The sequence below is a fragment of the Microbacterium sp. C5A9 genome, assembly GCF_022627955.1.
Lineage (GTDB): Bacteria > Actinomycetota > Actinomycetes > Actinomycetales > Microbacteriaceae > Microbacterium.
Map to the genome: position 1 here is coordinate 12,684 of NZ_JABXGD010000004.1, position 17,113 is coordinate 29,796.

General features: G+C 71.2%; 16 protein-coding genes. 4 read left to right on the forward strand and 12 right to left on the reverse strand.

Annotated elements, in window-relative coordinates; genetic code table 11:
- Positions 1-72 precede the first annotated feature (72 nt).
- The 3 genes from HWD99_RS18665 to HWD99_RS08715 form a co-directional block, all read right to left on the reverse strand.
- Positions 73-813, reverse strand: a complete 741-nt coding sequence (locus tag HWD99_RS18665) for a DUF1684 domain-containing protein (RefSeq protein WP_241795845.1) — start codon at positions 811-813, stop codon at positions 73-75.
- Between the two features lie 146 nt (positions 814-959).
- Positions 960-1,814 carry an alpha/beta fold hydrolase gene (locus HWD99_RS08710; RefSeq protein ID WP_241795846.1) on the reverse strand — a complete coding sequence of 285 codons (855 nt, stop codon included), beginning with the start codon at positions 1,812-1,814 and terminating at the stop codon, positions 960-962.
- Positions 1,815-1,869: 55 nt separating this feature from the next.
- Positions 1,870-2,622 (reverse strand): copper homeostasis protein CutC, encoded by a 753-nt coding sequence (locus HWD99_RS08715; protein ID WP_241795847.1) that lies wholly within the window; start codon positions 2,620-2,622, stop codon positions 1,870-1,872.
- Between the two features lie 81 nt (positions 2,623-2,703).
- On the opposite strand from HWD99_RS08715, the gene HWD99_RS08720 reads away from it, so the two are divergent.
- The 3 genes from HWD99_RS08720 (at position 2,704) to HWD99_RS08730 (ending at position 4,958) form a co-directional block, all read left to right on the forward strand.
- Positions 2,704-3,144, forward strand: a complete 441-nt coding sequence (locus HWD99_RS08720; RefSeq protein WP_241795848.1) for a MarR family winged helix-turn-helix transcriptional regulator — start codon at positions 2,704-2,706, stop codon at positions 3,142-3,144.
- A gap of 5 nt (positions 3,145-3,149) precedes the next feature.
- On the forward strand, positions 3,150-4,502 hold the full coding sequence (locus HWD99_RS08725; protein ID WP_241796148.1) for an MFS transporter: 1,353 nt from the start codon (positions 3,150-3,152) through the stop codon (positions 4,500-4,502).
- A gap of 75 nt (positions 4,503-4,577) precedes the next feature.
- A complete protein-coding gene (locus tag HWD99_RS08730) occupies positions 4,578-4,958 on the forward strand; it encodes a hypothetical protein (RefSeq protein ID WP_241795849.1) in 381 nt (126 codons plus the stop codon).
- Positions 4,959-5,104: 146 nt separating this feature from the next.
- Here the strand turns inward: HWD99_RS08730 and rocD are convergent, their stop codons facing one another.
- From rocD to HWD99_RS08770, 8 genes are all read right to left on the reverse strand, one after another.
- Positions 5,105-6,316, reverse strand: coding sequence for an ornithine--oxo-acid transaminase (gene rocD / locus HWD99_RS08735; protein ID WP_241795850.1), 1,212 nt, complete (start codon positions 6,314-6,316; stop codon positions 5,105-5,107).
- Positions 6,313-7,200 carry a dimethylargininase gene (ddaH, locus tag HWD99_RS08740; RefSeq protein WP_241795851.1) on the reverse strand — a complete coding sequence of 296 codons (888 nt, stop codon included), beginning with the start codon at positions 7,198-7,200 and terminating at the stop codon, positions 6,313-6,315. The genes rocD and ddaH overlap by 4 nt, the downstream gene beginning before the upstream one ends.
- Positions 7,201-7,375: 175 nt before the next feature.
- The gene (locus HWD99_RS08745; protein ID WP_241795852.1) at positions 7,376-8,422 is read right to left on the reverse strand and encodes an NAD(P)-dependent alcohol dehydrogenase; all 1,047 of its coding nucleotides are present in this window, start codon (positions 8,420-8,422) and stop codon (positions 7,376-7,378) included.
- 1 nt (position 8,423) lies between these two features.
- Entirely contained in the window at positions 8,424-8,654 is a 231-nt protein-coding gene (locus HWD99_RS08750) for a helix-turn-helix transcriptional regulator (RefSeq protein ID WP_241795853.1), read from the reverse strand.
- Positions 8,654-9,088, reverse strand: a complete 435-nt coding sequence (locus tag HWD99_RS08755; protein WP_241795854.1) for a hypothetical protein — start codon at positions 9,086-9,088, stop codon at positions 8,654-8,656. Before HWD99_RS08755 ends, HWD99_RS08750 begins: the two co-directional genes overlap by 1 nt.
- 338 nt (positions 9,089-9,426) lie before the next feature.
- Complete coding sequence (locus HWD99_RS08760) at positions 9,427-13,146, reverse strand: bifunctional proline dehydrogenase/L-glutamate gamma-semialdehyde dehydrogenase (protein ID WP_241795855.1); 3,720 nt, start codon at positions 13,144-13,146, stop codon at positions 9,427-9,429.
- 75 nt (positions 13,147-13,221) lie between these two features.
- Entirely contained in the window at positions 13,222-14,136 is a 915-nt protein-coding gene (locus HWD99_RS08765) for a sugar nucleotide-binding protein (RefSeq protein ID WP_241795856.1), read from the reverse strand.
- A complete protein-coding gene (locus HWD99_RS08770; protein WP_241795857.1) occupies positions 14,064-14,624 on the reverse strand; it encodes an acyl-CoA thioesterase in 561 nt (186 codons plus the stop codon). The genes HWD99_RS08765 and HWD99_RS08770 overlap by 73 nt, the downstream gene beginning before the upstream one ends.
- Positions 14,625-14,754: 130 nt before the next feature.
- Here HWD99_RS08770 and HWD99_RS08775 point away from each other — a divergent pair, with 130 nt between their 5' ends.
- Entirely contained in the window at positions 14,755-15,261 is a 507-nt protein-coding gene (locus tag HWD99_RS08775) for a GNAT family N-acetyltransferase (protein ID WP_194762559.1), read from the forward strand.
- Between the two features lie 148 nt (positions 15,262-15,409).
- Here HWD99_RS08775 and HWD99_RS08780 read toward each other — a convergent pair whose 3' ends face one another.
- Positions 15,410-17,113 (reverse strand): cytochrome b/b6 domain-containing protein, encoded by a 1,704-nt coding sequence (locus tag HWD99_RS08780; RefSeq protein ID WP_241795858.1) that lies wholly within the window; start codon positions 17,111-17,113, stop codon positions 15,410-15,412.

The following is a 17,113-nucleotide window of genomic DNA, read 5'->3' on the forward strand; positions in this document are numbered from 1 at the left end:
GTGCCCGGCCGGACGGAAGCGGGTCGACGGAAACGTCGGCAGCACGCAGGGCGGGGCGTGCGGGGCGGGGTCTCACCCGCCGAGCACGACCACGCGCTCACCGGCGCGGATCGGCAGCGAGTAGCGGTTGCCCGCTGGTGGCTGCGGGCACAGGTACTGGTCCGAGAACGCGCACGGGGGAAGGTAGGCGCGGTTGAAGTCGATGACCGCCGATCCGTCGGCCGCGGGCTCGTCGATCGGCAGGAACCGGAAGCGGTACGTCTCGATGCCGTTCGTCCCGTCGGCGAACACCGCGCTCAGGCTGCCCTGCGGGGTGCGGGTCGCGTGCAGGGTGAGCGGGATGCCGTCGAGCTCGAAGTGCAGACGCCCGGCGAGCTCCGTCTCGGCCGCCTGACCGTCGATCGCGGTGATCGTGATGGTCTCACCGGGCGTCTGCTCGAACGATGCCGCGATCCGCCAGCCCTCCCGTGGCGGATACGCGTCGATCGCGCTGAAGTGCTCGCGCTCGCGCCGCCGGGGGTTGAACACCCTCAGCGCCACCGAGCCCCTCCGATCGAACACCCTCAGCTCTCGGCGGCCCAGCCGCAGGGTCTCGCCACCCCGCAGCGTGACCACCGAGCCGCCCGCCCCGAGGTCGCTTCCGCGGATCCCCCCGTCACCGGTCAGCGCCCAGAGCCCAGGGACTCCCTCCACCGCGGCGGGCTCGGTGATGAGCCAGTTCGTCGACTCGAGCGCGGCAGGTCCGTACTCCGCCCCGGCATATCGCTCTCGCGACTCGTGCCATGCACGCCACTCGTCTTCGAAACCCACCACGCACCTCCCTCTCGCCGCGAATCTATGCGGAGAGGAGACCGATATGCCGGGGGGACGTCACGCGGATTCACCCGCTGTAACACCCGTTCACGGGGCGTAACACGCGGACGCGCGGGAGCGGGCGGGGTGGGAGCGTGCGGCGTGGGTCAGCGTGCGGGGATGTGCGTGTCGAGCCACGACAGCACGTCGGCGCGGACCTCGTCCTGCTGCAGCTCCGCGAAGATCTCGTGTCGGGCATCCGGATACACCAGCGTGGTGACATCGGTGAGTCCCGACCGGGTGCGGTACTCGTCGGCGAGCTTGTGCACGCTGCGCGGGCCGCCGACGGAGTCGTCGCGACCGACGAGCAGAAGCATCGGGATGTCGCGGCCGAGGTTCTTGCGCGGGCGCCCGTAGAGCTTGGCCGCCTCGATCGGGCCGAAGAGCTTCAGCAGCGGCACGTCGGTGGTGAGCGGGTCCTCGTCGAACTGCGTCCACACGGCGGGGTCGCGGCTCAGCCATTCGAGCCCGGTGGCGTCGGGACCCGCCCAGCGCGCATTCAGCGGCGCGGCGTTGAGGGAGCCGGGCATCCGCAGCGCAGAGCCCGAGAGGATCACGGCATCCCAGGCTTCGGGATGATCGTTCACCAGCATCTGCGCGAGGAACGAGCCCCACGAATGGCCGAGCAGCACGAGCGGCAGATCGGGATGCTCGTCCTTGATGATGCCGGTGAGCTGCCAGATCGCGTCCTTGGCGGCGGTCAGACCGCCCTTGCCGAGGCGGCCGAGCTTGGCGGGGCCCCCATGCTGGCGGATGCCGGTGCGGCCGTGGCCACGGTGATCGTCGGCGTACACGAAGAAGCCGGCCTCGGTCAGGGCCGAGATCAGGGCGCCGTAGCGGCCCGCGTGCTCGCCCACTCCGTGCAGCAGCTGCACGACTCCCCGCGCGTCACCCACCGCCGGGTGCACGTCGTAGACGATGGCGATGCCGTGAGCATCCGTGAACTCGCGCGTATCCGTCACGCCCCCACCCTACTGACGAGAGCGTCAGAGCGTCACTGATCCGGGTCGCGGAGCGTCACTGCACCAGTGCGTCGACCATCCCCTGCGCGATCTCGAGATCGGTGACCTCGTAGCCGCCGACGCCGTCGGATGCCGATCCCATGCGCACGCCGTCGCGCGCCTGACCGTCGTCCTCGCGCACGGTGCGCTTGGCCGAGAAGTGCAGTGCGTCGACGCCGGTCTCGACGAGCGCGCGGACGCTGGCGGCATCCACCCCGCTGCCCGCCATGATCTCGATCTCTCCCGCCGCCTCGGCGACCAGAGCGCGCAGCGTGTCGACACCGTCGATCGCCGTCGAGGCACCGCCCGAGGTCAGCACCCGGCGCAGGCCCAGCGACCGGGCGGTGGCGAGCGTCGCGACGGGGTCGACGCTCACGTCGATCGCGCGGTGCAGCGTGACGGATGCTCCCCCCGCGGCGTCGCGGAGGCGGCGCATGGCGGGGATGTCGAGCAGTCCGTCGGCGCCGAGCGCACCGATGACGACGCCGTCGGCACCCGCCGCGATCGCCCGACGCACATCGTTCTCGGCGACCGCGATCTCGTCGGCGGAGTACACGAAACCACCCGGCCGCGGACGCACCAGCACGTGCACCTCGGGCCCCACGGCGCGCGCCGCGTCGATCGACAGCTCGAGCGTCGCGGGCGAGGGGGTGAGGCCTCCGAGCGCGAGGGCCTGGGCGAGTTCGACGCGCGCAGCGCCGACCGCGCCGGCGATGCGCACTCCGGTGGGGTCCTGCACGGCGATCTCGAGGGCGACGGGTCGGGTCATGCGTCCATTCTGGCCTGTCGGACGCGTGCGATCCGCCGCGCCCTTCCCCTCGCGCGGGAAATTACTTAGACTAGCTAAGTAATGTCTGCGTCCGATGAATCCCTCCAGCTCACCGCGACCGATCTGCGCATGGCCACCTTCCGGCTCGCCCGACGCCTCCGCTGCGTCCGTGCCGTCGACGCGATGAGCGATGCCCAGCTCGCCGTGCTCGCCACCCTGCGCATGCACGGTCGCCGCACCATCACCGCCCTCGCCGAGCGCGAGCGGGTCACCGCACCGTCGATGACCAACATGATCAACGGCCTCGAAGAGCAGGGTCTCGTCGTGCGCACCCCCGACGACGAAGACCGCCGTCGCGTGCAGGTCGACATCACGGATGCGGGGGTCGCGATCGTCGCCCAGACCATCCAGCGCCGCGACGAGGCACTCGCCGAGATGCTCGGCGAACTCGACTTCACCGAGCAGGAGCTCGCGACGCTGCGCGAAGCGAGCGCCCTGATGCGCAAGGTGGTCGACCGATGACCGCCATGTTCCGATCGTTCGCGAACATCAACTACCGCATCTGGTTCGCCGGCGCCCTCGTCTCCAACATCGGCGGCTGGATGCAGGCCACCGCACAGGACTGGGTCGTGCTCACCGAGCTGACCGACAACGACGCGGCGGCCATGGGCTTCACGATGGCGCTGCAGTTCGGACCGCCGCTCGTGCTCGTCAGCCTGACCGGCTGGGTGGCCGACCGCTTCGAGCGACGCCGCATCCTGCTCGCCACCCAGACGTCGCTGCTGCTGCTCGCGATCGCCGTGGGCGTGCTGCTTCTGAACGACGTCATGACGCTGCCGATGATGTTCGGCTTCGCGGCCGCGTTCGGGGTCGTCAATGCGTTCGACGCCCCGGCCAGACAGGCCTTCGTCTCGGACATGGTCTCGTCGGGCGACACGTCGAACGCGGTGGCGCTGAACTCGGCATCCTTCAACCTGGCCCGCATGATCGGGCCGGCCGTGGGCGGGCTGCTGATCGTCGCCATCGGATCGGGATGGGTGTTCATCGCGAACGCCGTGACCTTCCTCGCGATGCTCGTCGCCCTGCTGATGCTGCGCACCGGCCAGCTCGCGCCACGGCCGAAGAACCGCAGGACCGGGGGCCTCGCCGAGGGGTTCCGGTACGTGTGGGGCCGCAGCGACCTGCGAGTCGTCTTCGTGACGGTCTTCCTGATCGGCGCATTCGGCATGAACTTCCCGATCTTCGCCTCGACCATGGCGCTGGAGTTCGGCGCGGGGGCCGACGGCTACGGCATCCTGAGCTCGGTGCTCGCGATCGGATCCCTCGCCGGGGCCCTGCTCGCGGCCCGGCGCGACCGCGCCCGCGTGCGGGTCGTGATCTTCGCGGCGGGCGGCTTCGGCATCGCGGCATTCGTGTCCGCGGCGATGCCGACGTACGTGAGCTACGCCGTCACGCTGACGTTCACCGGATTCATGATCGTCACCCTGCTGACCACCGCGAACGGCTATGTGCAGATGACGACCGCACCGGCCCTGCGCGGACGCGTGCTCGCGCTGTACATGGCGGTGATCATGGGATCCACGCCGGTGGGCGCCCCGATCGCGGGATGGGTGGCCGACACGTTCGGTCCGCGGAGCGCGATCATGCTCGGCGGCACGGCCGGGTTCGTCGCCTGCGCCATCGGCGCGATCTGGGTCTTCACCTCCGGACGCCTGCATCGCGCCGAGAACAGCCGATTCCTGATGACCCTCGACGAGACCCGACCCCTCGACGTGATCGAGGCCGATGTCGTACGGCGGCCCGAACCGGTCGAGTTCAGCGACGAGGCCGCCGTCACCACGCCGATCCGCACGACCAAGGGCGACGGATCGGTCCGCTGACGCATCCGCCGGATCGTCGCCGTGCGGTTTGTCAATGCCCTCCACGCACGGCCGCGGCGGTCGTAGCGTCGCACCATGGACCAGAACACAGGACGCACTCCGCACTCCGAAGAGCCGGCTGAGGGATCTGCCGAGCGTGACGAGCTGCACGGAAACTCGCAGGGCGCGGCGCAGGGCGGCGCGATCCAGGGCGACAGCTCGCACGGCGACGCGGCGCGCGGCGCGATCCAGGGCGAGGCCGAGGACGGGAACGCCCAGGGTGCCGCTCAGGGCGGCGCCATTCAGGGCGACAGCTCGCACGGCGAATCACCCCGCGGCGCGATCCAGGGCGATGCCAGCCCCGACCGCGAGAGCGCGCTCGGCGGCGACGAGCACACCGAGGAGCAGCTGACCGCCGACAACGAGGTCGAGCAGGACACTCTGCGCACCCTCGACCCGGACGACGCTCCGGCCTGAGACACGACGAGAGCGCCGATACCCCGGGGGGCGGGTGGCGCGATCGGTCGTGATGATCGGAGGATCAGGGGACGATCCGCAGACGGGCCCGAACGGCCGGTGTGCGGATCGTCCTTCTCGTCGTGACCGCGGTGGTGCTCGCCGGTCTACGCGCCGAGGACCAGCTTGAGCTGCTCGACGGCCCAGTCGAGTTCGGTCGCGCGGATGACGATGGGCGGGGCGATGCGGATGGTCTGACCGTGGGTGTCCTTGACCAGGACGCCGCGGTCGAGCAGCCTCTCGGCGATCTCGCGACCCGTGCCCCGAGCGGGGTCGATGTCGACGCCCGCCCAGAGGCCCGCGATGCGCACCTCGGTGACGCCGTGGCCGATCAGGGGCTCGAGCGCCGCACCGAGGTGAGCGCCCAGTGCACGGGCGCGCTCCTGGAACTCCCCCGACTCGAGCATCTCGACCACGCGCAGCCCCACCGCCGCGGCGAGCGGGTTGCCGCCGAAGGTCGAGCCGTGCTCGCCGGGCCGGATGACGCCGAGCACGTCGGCGTTCCCCACCACGGCGGAGACGGGCAGGATGCCGCCGCCCAGAGCCTTGCCCAGCAGATACAGGTCGGGCACGACGCCCTCGCGATCGCAGGCGAACGTCTCGCCGACACGGCCGAGGCCCGACTGGATCTCGTCGGCGATGAAGAGCACGTTCTTCTCGTCGCAGATCTCGCGGATGCGGCGCAGGTACCCCTCCGGCGGGATCACGACGCCGCCCTCGCCCTGGATGGGCTCGATCAGCACGGCGGCCGTGTCGTCGGTGATCGCGGCGGCGACGGCATCCGCGTCACCGTAGGGAACAACGTCGAAGCCCGGCGTGTAGGGACCGAAGTCCGACCGCGCCTGCTCGTCGTCGCTGAAGCTGACGATCGTCGTGGTGCGGCCGTGGAAGTTGCCCGCCGCGACGATGATGCGCGCCTTGCCCTCGGCGATGCCCTTGACCCGGTAGCCCCACGCCCGCGCGACCTTGATGCCGGTCTCGACGGCTTCGGCGCCGGTGTTCATCGGCAGCACCATGTCCTTGCCCGCGAGGCCGGCGAGCGCGGCGGCGAAGGGCTCGAGCCGATCGCTCATGAACGCACGGCTCGTGAGCGCGACACGACCGAGCTGCTCGGTGAGAGCCGCGACGATCGCCGGATGCCGGTGCCCGAAGTTCACCGCCGAGTAGGCGGCCAGCAGATCGAGGTAGCGCTTGCCTTCGACATCCGTCACCCAGGCACCCTCGCCGCGCGCGATCGTGACGGGCAGCGGGTGGTAGTTGTGCGCGACGTGCGGCTCCGCGGTCGCCTCGACCTCGACGCCGGGCTCGACGGCGGTCATGACCGGCCCCGCAGCTCGAGCGTGCAGCACTTGATGCCGCCGCCGCCGAGAAGGAGCTCGGACAGGTCGACCATGATCGGGTTGTAGCCGCGCTCGCGCAGCTGCGCCTCGAAGCCCGTGGCGCGCGGCGAGATGATCACGTTGTAGCCGTCGCTCGCCGAGTTGAGGCCGAAGACCGAGCCGTCCTCGTCGGACACGAGGATCGCCTCGGGGAAGCGCTCCTCGAGGATCGCGCGGCTCTCGTCGTCGAAGGCACCGGGCAGGTAGGCGATGTTCGCGCGCTCGGGGCCGCCGTTCTCGACGCCCTGCACCGGGTCGAGCACCGCGATGGCGGTGTCGAGGTGGTAGAAACGCGGGTCGACGAGGGTGAGCGACACGACCTCGCGGCCGAAGACGTCGCCGACTTCGCGGTGGCTGTCACCGGTCGAGCGGAAGCCGGTGCCCGCGAGGATCACGTCTCCGACGAGGAGGAAGTCGCCCTCGCCCTCGTTGACCTCCTCGGGGATGACCGTGTCGTACCCGGCGCCGCGGAACCAGTCGGCGAACGCGGGCGCCTCGCCCTGGCGCTCGACGAAGCGGAACTTCGGCACGTAGGCGCGACCGTCGATGACGAAGCCGCCGTTCGCGGTGTAGACCATGTCGGGGAAGCCGGCGAGGGGCTCGATCAGCTCGACCTCGTGGCCGAGCTCGACGTACAGGTCGTGCAGCTTCTGCCACTGCTCGACGGCCTTGGCCGTATCGGTGGGCTTGGTCGGCTCCATCCACGGGTTGATCGAGTAGTTCACCGTGAAATGCGAGGGCGAGCACATCAGGTAGTGACGGTGGTGTGCGGTGCGGACCGGGGTCGCGGTCTCGGACGTCGACGCAGTGGTTTCGACAGACATGGGGCTCCTCGAACGGGATGCGGCGGACGCTGTCCAGGGGCCCGGCGGTCCTTCGACCCTGTCCGCTCGTCGAGAGCAGGGGCGGGGAAGATGCGACTCGAGCACGCCGCCTCCATTCTGTCATCCGCCCCCTGGATGCCGCCAGAGCGCCGGCCCCTCCCCTGCGCCCCTCGCGTCACGCTCCGCGGACGACGAGCTTGCCGACGGTGTGACCGGCTTCGAGGTGCGCGAGTGCGTCGGATGCCTCGTCGAAGCCGTACTCGCGCTCGATCACGGGGGTGATGCGACCGTCGGCCGTGAGGTCGAGGAGCTTCGCGATCACCTCGGGGCGCGGCGTCGCCGCGAGCGGACGGATGCGCCGCGTCGAGCCGATCGACCGGCAGAACGCCTCGAGCATCCGCGGCACCGGGCCGAGCACGTGCCCGCCGTTGCCCGTGACGAGAACAGCAGTGCCACCAGGCACCATCAGTCGCTGCAGCTCGCGGAGATCCAGGCCACCGGCGATGTCGATCACCGCGTCGAAGTGCGCTGCCGGGAGCTCCGACAGCGGCGAGCGCCGGTGGTCGAACGTGTGCGCCGCGCCGAGATACTCGACGAGCCGCGCGCTGCGCTCCCCGCAGGATGCCCAGACCTCCGCACCCCGCAGGGCGGCGAGCTGCACGGCGAACGTGCCGACTCCGCCCGATGCCCCGATCACGAGCACCCGCTGGCCGGCCGCGGCCCGCCCGTCGTCGCCCGCTCCGATTCCGACCCCCGCGAGGTCGAGCGCCTGCCAGGCGGTGCCGCCGGCGACCGGCAGACAGGCCGCGGCCTCGACGCTCACGCCGGGTGGGATCGGCACGAGGCGCGATGCCGGCACCGCGACGTATGCGGCGAGTCCTCCCCCGCCGACGAGCTCGCCCACGACCGTCTCGCCGATCTCGGCCCCGATGACGGCCGGGCCGGTGGCGACCACCTCTCCGGCGACCTCCATCCCGCGCACCGGGTGCTTGGGCTTCCTGAGCCCGAACACCGGACGCACCAGCAGGGGGTCGCCGAGCATCAGTCGAATGTCCCCGGCGTTCAGTGCGGTGGCGTGCACGCGGAGCACGACCTCACCGGGTCGGGGCACGGGCACGGCGATCTGCTCGAGCCGGACGCCGTCTGCGGGGCCATAGGTCTCCCGCAGCCAGGCGGGCATGGTGCCGCCGGGCGTCGTGCCGGCGGGGTGCGTCTCGCTCATCTCAGGCATCCTTCGCGGTCGGTGCGGGGTACTGGAAGAGATCGTCGAGCCCGACCCCGAACGCGCGGGCGATCTGGAATGCGAGCTCGAGCGTGGGCGAGTACTTCTCCTGCTCGATCGCGATGAGGGTCTGCCTGGTCACCCCGATGCTGCGGGCGAGCTCGGCCTGTGTGAGGCCCGCGGCCTCGCGATGCGCACGGATGCGATTGGAGACGAGCGTGGGCTTGACCATCAGACGAGACCCCGCCGATAGGCCACGACCCGGGCGACGCTGCCGACCATCGCCGCGACGGCGAAGCCGGCGAACATGGTGTTCGCGATCCAGAAGACGTCCGCGCCCACCGCGCAGAGCGCGATCACTCCGAGCCCCGCGATCACGACGAAGGCCTGTTCGACGCGGCTGCCCATGCGACTGATGTCCCGATCGCGGACGTCGGACTTCCCCACGCCGTCGGGATCCTTCGCACCGGCGATGATCCCCCACACGATGCTGAGCACGATCGTGGCCACGATGCCCAGACCGATCGCCCACAGCATGGGGGGAAGCCAGTCGACCTCGGTCGCCGGTGTCGTCGCCGTCTGCTGCAGCACGGCCACGATGTACCCGCCGATCACGAGCACGCCGACGATGAGACCCGCCCAGGCGTTGCGCTCTTCGTAGACCACGATGCCTCCTGTGTCAAAGATTCTTGACATGAGAGTACGCCCGCCGCATCCGTCGTGTCAAGAATTCTTTACACTGCCTCCGGAGTCGCGCTGCGGGCAGGTGCGCGCCGCCGCGTCGCGCTCACCGCATCCCCCGCATCCCCCACCCCAGCCAGGGCCACAAACGCCCCTTCGCCCCAGCCGGGGTCACAAACGCGCCCGAAGAGGCCCGTTCCGGTGCGGAATCGACCTCGCCCACACCGCAGGTGCGTTTATGACCCCGACAACACGGCAGGTGCGAGATCGACCCGGCTCACCGCGCAGGTGCGAGATCGACCCGGCCACCGCCGAGACCGAGCTCAGATGACCGTGGCGCTCCAGTCGTCGGGGTTGCCGTATCGGTGCGCGGTGATCGCGATGGCCTGCTCGTGCACGAAGGGCAGCAGCTCGATGCGGCCCGCCGAGGTGACCTCGCCGTCGTAGATCGCGAGGTCGGGATCGCCGTCGACGGCAGCGGCGAGCGCGCGGTGCACGGCCGCCACCGAGGCACGCGGTCCGACGAGGCGCACACGGTCGGGGGTCGGCTCGTCGCGGAGGGCGTCGAGCACCCCTCCGGGCTCCCTCCTGCGGCTCATGCGCTCGATCCACTCGTCGTCGGTCTCCATGAAGACCGTCGCGCTGAGATCGCCGAGCGCGCGCCTGACCTCGGGTGGCAGCCCGACCGGGGTGGACAGCACGAACCCCGCACCGGCGCGCACGGCCGCGACCACCACGCGCAGCAGCTCCTGCCATCCGGCATCCGCCGTGGCCCTGATCTCGACCGGCACGGGGCGATAGCGGAAGAGGTTGCGCTCGACGCCCAGGTGCGACACATCGCGCACCTGGCCGAACTCGCGGTCCCAGGCGAGCGCGTCCGACAGCGCCGAACGGCGGAGCCACTCGAAGGCCTCGTAGCCGAGCGAGGGCTGTGCCGACTCGATGAGCTCGGTGATGCGCGAGTCGAGGCCGCGCAGATGCAGGGTGCTCGAGACGGGCCCTGACGCCTTCGAGCGCCAGGAGCCGAGTCCGATCAGGTAGTTCGGACCTCCGGCCTTCGCACCGGGTCCGACCGACGACCGCTTCCAGCCGCCGAAGGGCTGCCGCTGCACGATGGCCCCGGTGATGCCGCGGTTGACGTACAGGTTGCCGGCCTGCACCGAATCGAGCCAGCGCTCGAGGTCGGCGGGGTCCTGCGTGTGCAGGCCGGCGGTGAGGCCGTAGGCGACGGCGTTCTGCAGTTCGATCGCGCGCTCCAGGGTGGGGGCGTGCATGACTCCGAGCACGGGTCCGAAGAACTCCTCGGTGTGGAACCGGGAGCCCGGCTGCACGCCCACGCGGATGCCGGGTCGCCACAGCCGCCCGCTCGGGTCGTCGGCCGCGACCGCCGGTTCGATGAGCCACTGCTCCTCGCCCTCGAGCTCGGTGAGCGCCCAGGCGAGCTTGCCCTGCGGTCGCTCGATCACCGGCCCGACCTCGGCGAGCGGATCGCTCGGCGGCCCGACGTGCAGCGAGCGTGTGGCATCGGCCAGCTGTCGGGCGAAGCGCTTCGAACGGCCCACAGGGCCCACGAGGATCGCGAGCGACGCGGCCGAGCACTTCTGGCCCGCGTGCCCGAAGGCGCTGCGCACGAGATCGGCGACGGCGAGATCGAGATCGGCCGAGGGGGTGATGATGATCGCGTTCTTGCCACTCGTCTCGGCGAGCAGCGGCAGATCGGGTCTCCACGAGCGGAACAGCGCCGCGGTCTCCCACGATCCGGTGAGGATCACGCGGTCGACCGACTCGTGGGTGATGAGCGTGCGCCCGAGCGCTTCCTCGTCGATGTCGACGAGCGCGAGCACGTCGCGCGGGATGCCCGCCTGCCACAGCGTCTCGGCGATCACCGCGGCGCAGCGCCGCGACTGCGGCGCAGGCTTGAAGACCACGCCCGACCCCGCGGCCAGAGCGGCGAGCACGCCTCCGGCGGGGATCGCGAGCGGGAAGTTCCACGGCGGCGCCACGACGGTGACGCGCGCCGGTTCGAAGACCGCGCCGGCCACGGCATCGAGCTCTCGCGCCTTCGCCGCGTAGTACCGGGCGAAGTCGACCGCCTCGCTGACCTCGACGTCGGCCTCGGCGAAGACCTTGCCCGTCTCGGAGGCGGCGACCTCGATCAGCTCGCCCCGACGCGCCTCGAGCGCCGCAGCGGCACGCAGCAGCACCTCGGCCCGGTCGGTCGCGGGCCGTGCACCCCAGAGCGCACCGGCGTCGCGCACGCCCGCGATCGTCTCCTCGAGTGCGGCCGCGTCGTCGATCCGCGCACCCTCGACCGTCTCCTCGCCGAGGTGTGAGTCGTCGATGCGCGCATGGATCTCGCGCGCCCAGTCCCGGTTGGCGGGGAGCGAGGGGTCGGTGTCTGCCGTGTTGGTGAACCCGGGCGCACCGCCCGCACCACCGGGAGCACCGGCCCCGTCGCCGTCGATCTCGCGAGGAGCGTAGACGGCGGTCTCGAGGAAAGGCTCTCCCGAGTCCTCGGAGCCGCGGGAGATCCCCAGCACGGCCTGCGTCAGCCCCTCTTCGGGAGCGGGGGCCACCGGCACCGGACGCAGCGATTCGTGCAGCGGCGCCTGGCGGTCCTGGGTGCGCAGTGGGCCCGAGCGCAGCGTCGGCGAGGTGGAACGGCGCAGCGCATCGAGGAACCGATCGCGTTCGCGAGCGAAGAGCGTCTCGTCGTGATCGAGTCGGAACGCCGCCGAGAGGAAGTTGTCGCTCGAGGCGTTCTCCTCGAGCCGGCGCACGAGATAGCTGATCGCGACGTCGAACTCGTCGGGATTCACGACCGGCACGTACAGCAGCACCTCGCCGACGTCACGGGAGACCGCCTGCACCTGCCCCTGGGCCATTCCGAGCAGCATCTCGAACTCGACCGGCGGCTGTCCCGACGATCCGCCGACGGCGACGCCCCGCTCCTGGGCGAGCAGCCACGCATAGGCGATGCCGAACAGGTTGTGACCGGCGATGCCGAGCCGCGCCACCGCGACGTTCTCGGGGCGCAGCGCCCAGTCCAGGCAGCGCAGATAGTTCGCGTCGGTGTCGAGCTTGGTGTCGTACGTCGCCTGGGCCCAGCCGTGCATGCGCGCCTCGACGCGCTCCATCGCGAGGTTCGCGCCCTTGACGAGCCGCACCTTGATCGGCGCACCCCCGCGCTCGACGCGCTCACGCGCCCACGCGGTGAGCTGCTGCAGCGCGGGCAGCGCGTCGGGGAGGTACGCCTGCAGCACGATGCCCGCCTCGAGTCCCCGCAGCCGCGGATCCTCGAGGATGCGCGTGAAGACCGCGATCGTCAGGTCGAGGTCGCGGTACTCCTCCATGTCGAGGTTGATGAAGGTGGTGGCCCCTGCGTCGGTCGACGCGCCCGCCGCCGTCAGATACAGCGGCATCAGCCGCTCGACGACCTCGTCGACCACCTGATCGAACGCCCACATCGAGATGTGGCTCACGATCGCCGACACCTTGACCGACACGTAGTCGACGTCGGGACGCCGGATCAGATCGTGGATGCCGTCGAGCCGCCGTGTCGCCTCGCTCTCGCCGAGTACCGCCTCGCCCAGCAGGTTGAGGTTGAGACGCGACCCTGATTCGCGGATCCTCGCGATCGCCGGTCCGAGCTTGGCGGGGCGCGCGTCGACGACGAGATGACCGACCATCTCGCGCAGCACACGGCGGGCGATCGGCACGACGGGTGCCGGGAGGATCGGCGCGACACCGCCGCCGATCCGCACCGCGGAACGCAGGTACCAGGGCAGGAACTCGGGCACGATGGGGGCGATGCGATGCAGTCGGGATGCCGCGGCGCCGAGGCTCTCGGGGCGCATGACGCCGTCGACGAAGCCGAGGGTGAACGGAAGCCCGTTCGCATCCTGCAGCACACCGGCGAGACGCGCGGCGGCCGGGTCGACGTCGGCGGCCGCGGCCTCGACCACCCAGCGGCGGGCGAGCTCGACCGCTCTGTCTGCGAGAGCGGCGGATTCGGCATCCGCGGAAAGCGACGTCTCTGCCATGACCTCAGCCTAGAACCGGCATGCGCCCCGGCCGTTGAGCGACGGGCGGGCACATTCGACCGCGGCAGACCCGGCTCAGCGCTGCGCGATCATCTCGGCATACCCCTCGCGGAACGTCGGATACCGCAGCTCGCCCACGAGGTCGCGCAGCAGGCTCCCGTCGAGCACGGTCCCGCCGCCCACCGGAGGGTCGAGGGCGGGCGGCATCGGCACCCCGAGTCCGGTGGCGATGAACGCCGCGACCTCGCCGAGCGGCACCGGCTCGCGATCCACGCCGTGCACCAGTGTCGGCGGATGCGCGGCCCGCAGCAGCACCTCGAGAAGCCGCACGAGATCGGTCTCGTGGATGCGGTTCGTCCGTCGCGCGGCATCGATCGCATCGCCCGCACGCACCCGGCGGATCAGCGAGTCGCGCCCCGGGCCGTAGATGCCCGCCGGCCGCACGACCGTGGCGCCCAGCAGCTCGCGTGCGAGCCGCTCCCCCTCGACGAGGGCCGCCCCACCGGCGCTCGTCGTCGCCGTGGCATCCTGCTCGGTCAGCGGATCGGGCCCGGGACGCCCCTCGAACACCCGGGTCGACGACACGAACACGACACGGGACGGCGTCGTCGACAGCGCATCGGCGATGGCGGGAAGGGCGAGCGGATAGATCGATCCCCGTTCGGACTCCGCCCGGCTCGGCGGCAGCGTGATCACCACCGAGTCGAACTCGGGGAGCTCCTGCGCGAGCGGCTTCTCCAGATCGGCGGCGATCGTGCGGAAGCCGGTCGGCAGCCCCGTCGCGTTCCGCCGGATCGCGACCACCTCGCCGCCGCCGGCGAGGACCCTCTCGCCCAGGCGCACGCCGATCTTGCCGCATCCGACCAGCAGCGTGCGGCCCGGCTCGCGCGCGTCGATCCCCCACGACGACGTCATGCTCAGCTCCACACGCTCGGTGCCGCGGTGCGCGTGGGCGGAAGCGCGGATGCCGCGGCCCAGTCGTGCACCCACGGATCGATCTCCGGCACCCCGTCGGGCTTGCCGACGGCGGCGAACAGCTCCTCGTTGCTGACGGTGCCTCCGGCGCGACGCAGCATCCGTGCCCGGACGATAGCCCGGGCGTAGACCTCGCCGTCGACGACGGCACGGTGCTCCAGGAAGATCGCCTTGTCGTCGTGGCCGATGAACCGTGACTGCACCTCGAACCGCTGCCACAGCTGCAGGGACTTGCGGAAGGTGATCGTCTCGCTCGAGACCACCGCGTACCAGTCGCGATCCTTCATGGCATCGAACAGCCCGGTGCGGATCAGCAGATCCCAGCGCCCGAGGTCGAACAGCGACAGGTACCGGCCGTTGTTCATGTGGCGCAGGATGTCGATGTCGGTCGGCAGAGTCGTCAGCGTCACCGTTCCCACGGACGCAGGGTCGAGGGTCGTGCCGCGCCGTGCGCGACGACGGGCTGAGAGGATCACCAGGAGGGTGCGCCAGATCACGTTCACGAGACTCGATCGTAGCCATCGACGCACGGACGCGGAATTTCGTTGTCCGAACCCTCCAGTGCGCGAATCGGCGCCCGCGGGCGCATCCGCTCGATTTCCGGTTCCCCGGACCCGCGCGTAGAGTCGCGCTATGAGCGCCGAAGCCCAGCCTGAAGTCATCGTCCGTCCGGTCCGTGATGTGGATGCGGAGGCCCTGGGTCGCGTGCACGCGCAGTGCTGGCACGAGACGTACGACCACCTGATCAGCAAGGCGGCGCTCGAGAAGGTGTCGCCCCGCCGCATGGCCGAGCTGTGGACGCACTGGGCGTCGCAGGGCCCCGACTTCACGATGAAGGCCGCGCTCGTCGACGGCGACATCGTCGGCTTCGTCGGCTCGGGCCCCGCCCGCGACAAGGACGCTCCGTCGATGCGCGAGCTCTACTTCATCTACCTGCTCGACGCGTTCCACGGCACCGGCATCGGCCAGAAGCTCTTCGACGCCGCGGTCGAGAGCGACGAACCCCTCTACCTCTGGGTCGCGGAGGACAACCCCCGCGCGCACCGCTTCTACACCCGCAACGGATTCACGCTCGACGGCGCCAGCCACACCGAGCCGTTCCTCGGCGAGACCCTGACCGAGGTGCGCTTCGTCCGCTGAGCGTCACGCCGGCACGCCCGGACCCGCGTTCGCGATTCAGCATGAACGGCCCCCTGCCTCAGGCGGGGGCCGTTCACTGCATCCGGCAGCAGTGTGCTGCTCACTGCGGACGCGGCTGACGACGGAACTCGGCTGACGACGGAACGTGTCAGCGCCCGGAGACGGTGCCGAACACCTTCGCGATCGGCGCGATCACCAGGGGGCGGGCCGCGGCCCAGCCGCCGGCGATGACCACGAGCGACGCCACGAACACCCAGAATCCCGTCCAGGTGACCGCATCCTGCGAGGCGTACATGTGGTTCAGGTTGCGCAGGAACCCGGTCAGCATCACCAGCGCCACGTGCACGACGATGAACGCGACGAAGTACAGCATGACCGGGAAGTGCACGGCGCGCGCCCACTCGATCGGGTACGCCTTCGACAGCCGCTCGGCCTTCTTCGGCCACATGCCCGACATCCGGAATCCCGTCACCGCGGCCAGCGGAGCGGCGAGGAACACCGTCGTGAAGTACGCGAGCTGCTGCAGGCTGTTGTAGTTGTTCCAGCCGTTCTCGTGCGGCCAGTCGAAGGAGACGTACTGCAGGCCTGCCGACAGCGCGTTCGGGAAGACCTCCCAGCTGGTCGGCACGATGCGCGCCCAGTGGCCGGTCGTGACCAGCAGCACGACGAAGATCACGCCGTTGACGAGCCAGAGCACGTCGAGCGCCTGGTGGAACCAGATCGTCAGACTGACCTTGCCCTTGGGATTGTTCCGCGGCGTCCAGAACGCGGTCGGCCGCTTCTCGCTGCGGATGCGGAGTCCCGAGCGGATGATCAGCACCATGAGGAACACGTTGAAGAAGTGCGCCCAGTTGACCCAGGGCGCGAACCCGGGCTCGACCGCGATGGCCGGCTCGTATTCTCCGGGGAAGGCGACGAGGAAGTCCTGCATGGCCGGCAGGCTCAGCAGCGTGCGCACGAACGCCACGGCCGCGCCGGCCACGATGCCGAGCGCCGCTGCCCCGAGCAGGACCGCGATCCCCTGCGTCCACGTGGGACGGCGAGCGGATGCGGTGTCGGATGCCGCCGGCGCGGGGAGGCGGCGCGGGGCCGTGCCGTTCCAGACCGTGCGGGTCCACGGCAGCGGTGCGCTGACGTCGGCCAGGGCGGTGCCGGGGGCCTGCGCCGCAGCCTGCGCGGCGGTCTGCGCCGGTGCGGGCGCCTGTGTGGGCTCGGCGGGTGCGGGGGCGGCGAGATCGGTCACCACCGCAGGCGCGGCGATGGTCGGCACGGTTCCCGCGGGCGGCCAGGGCTCGCCGCCCGGCGTGCGCGGGAGTCCCCGGCGGACGGATGCTCCACCGTCGGCCACGGCGACCGGAACCCCGGGCTGTGCATCAGTCGGGGGCGCAGTCGTTGCGGCGGCGGCAGCAGCCTGCGGACCCGTCGGCGCCTGTGCCTGGGCCTGCGTCTGTGCTGGTGCGTGCTCCGGCGTGGGCACCTGCAGCGGTGCCACTGCCGCCCCCGTCACCGCAGCGCCGAGGGGAGGCCAGGGCTCGCCACCCGGCACCCGCGGAAGTCCGCGGCGCAGAGCCGGCGCTGCCGCAGGCGCGGACACAGCGCCCGTCGAGCCGACGGACGACTCCGCCGCCCCGGCATCGACGAGGGGCGCTGAGTCGGCCTGGGGCGCTGAGCCGGCCTGGGACACTGGGCGCTCGTGCACCTCGGCGCCCGCGCCTGCCGACGGGCCCGACGCCTCGACGAGCTCAGCGCTCGACGCCTCCGACTCTCCGGCGGCACCCGCCACGTCAGCGGGCGGCCAGGGCTCGCCGCCGGGCACGCGCGGCAGCCCGCGCCTCAGCATCCGGGTCGCCAT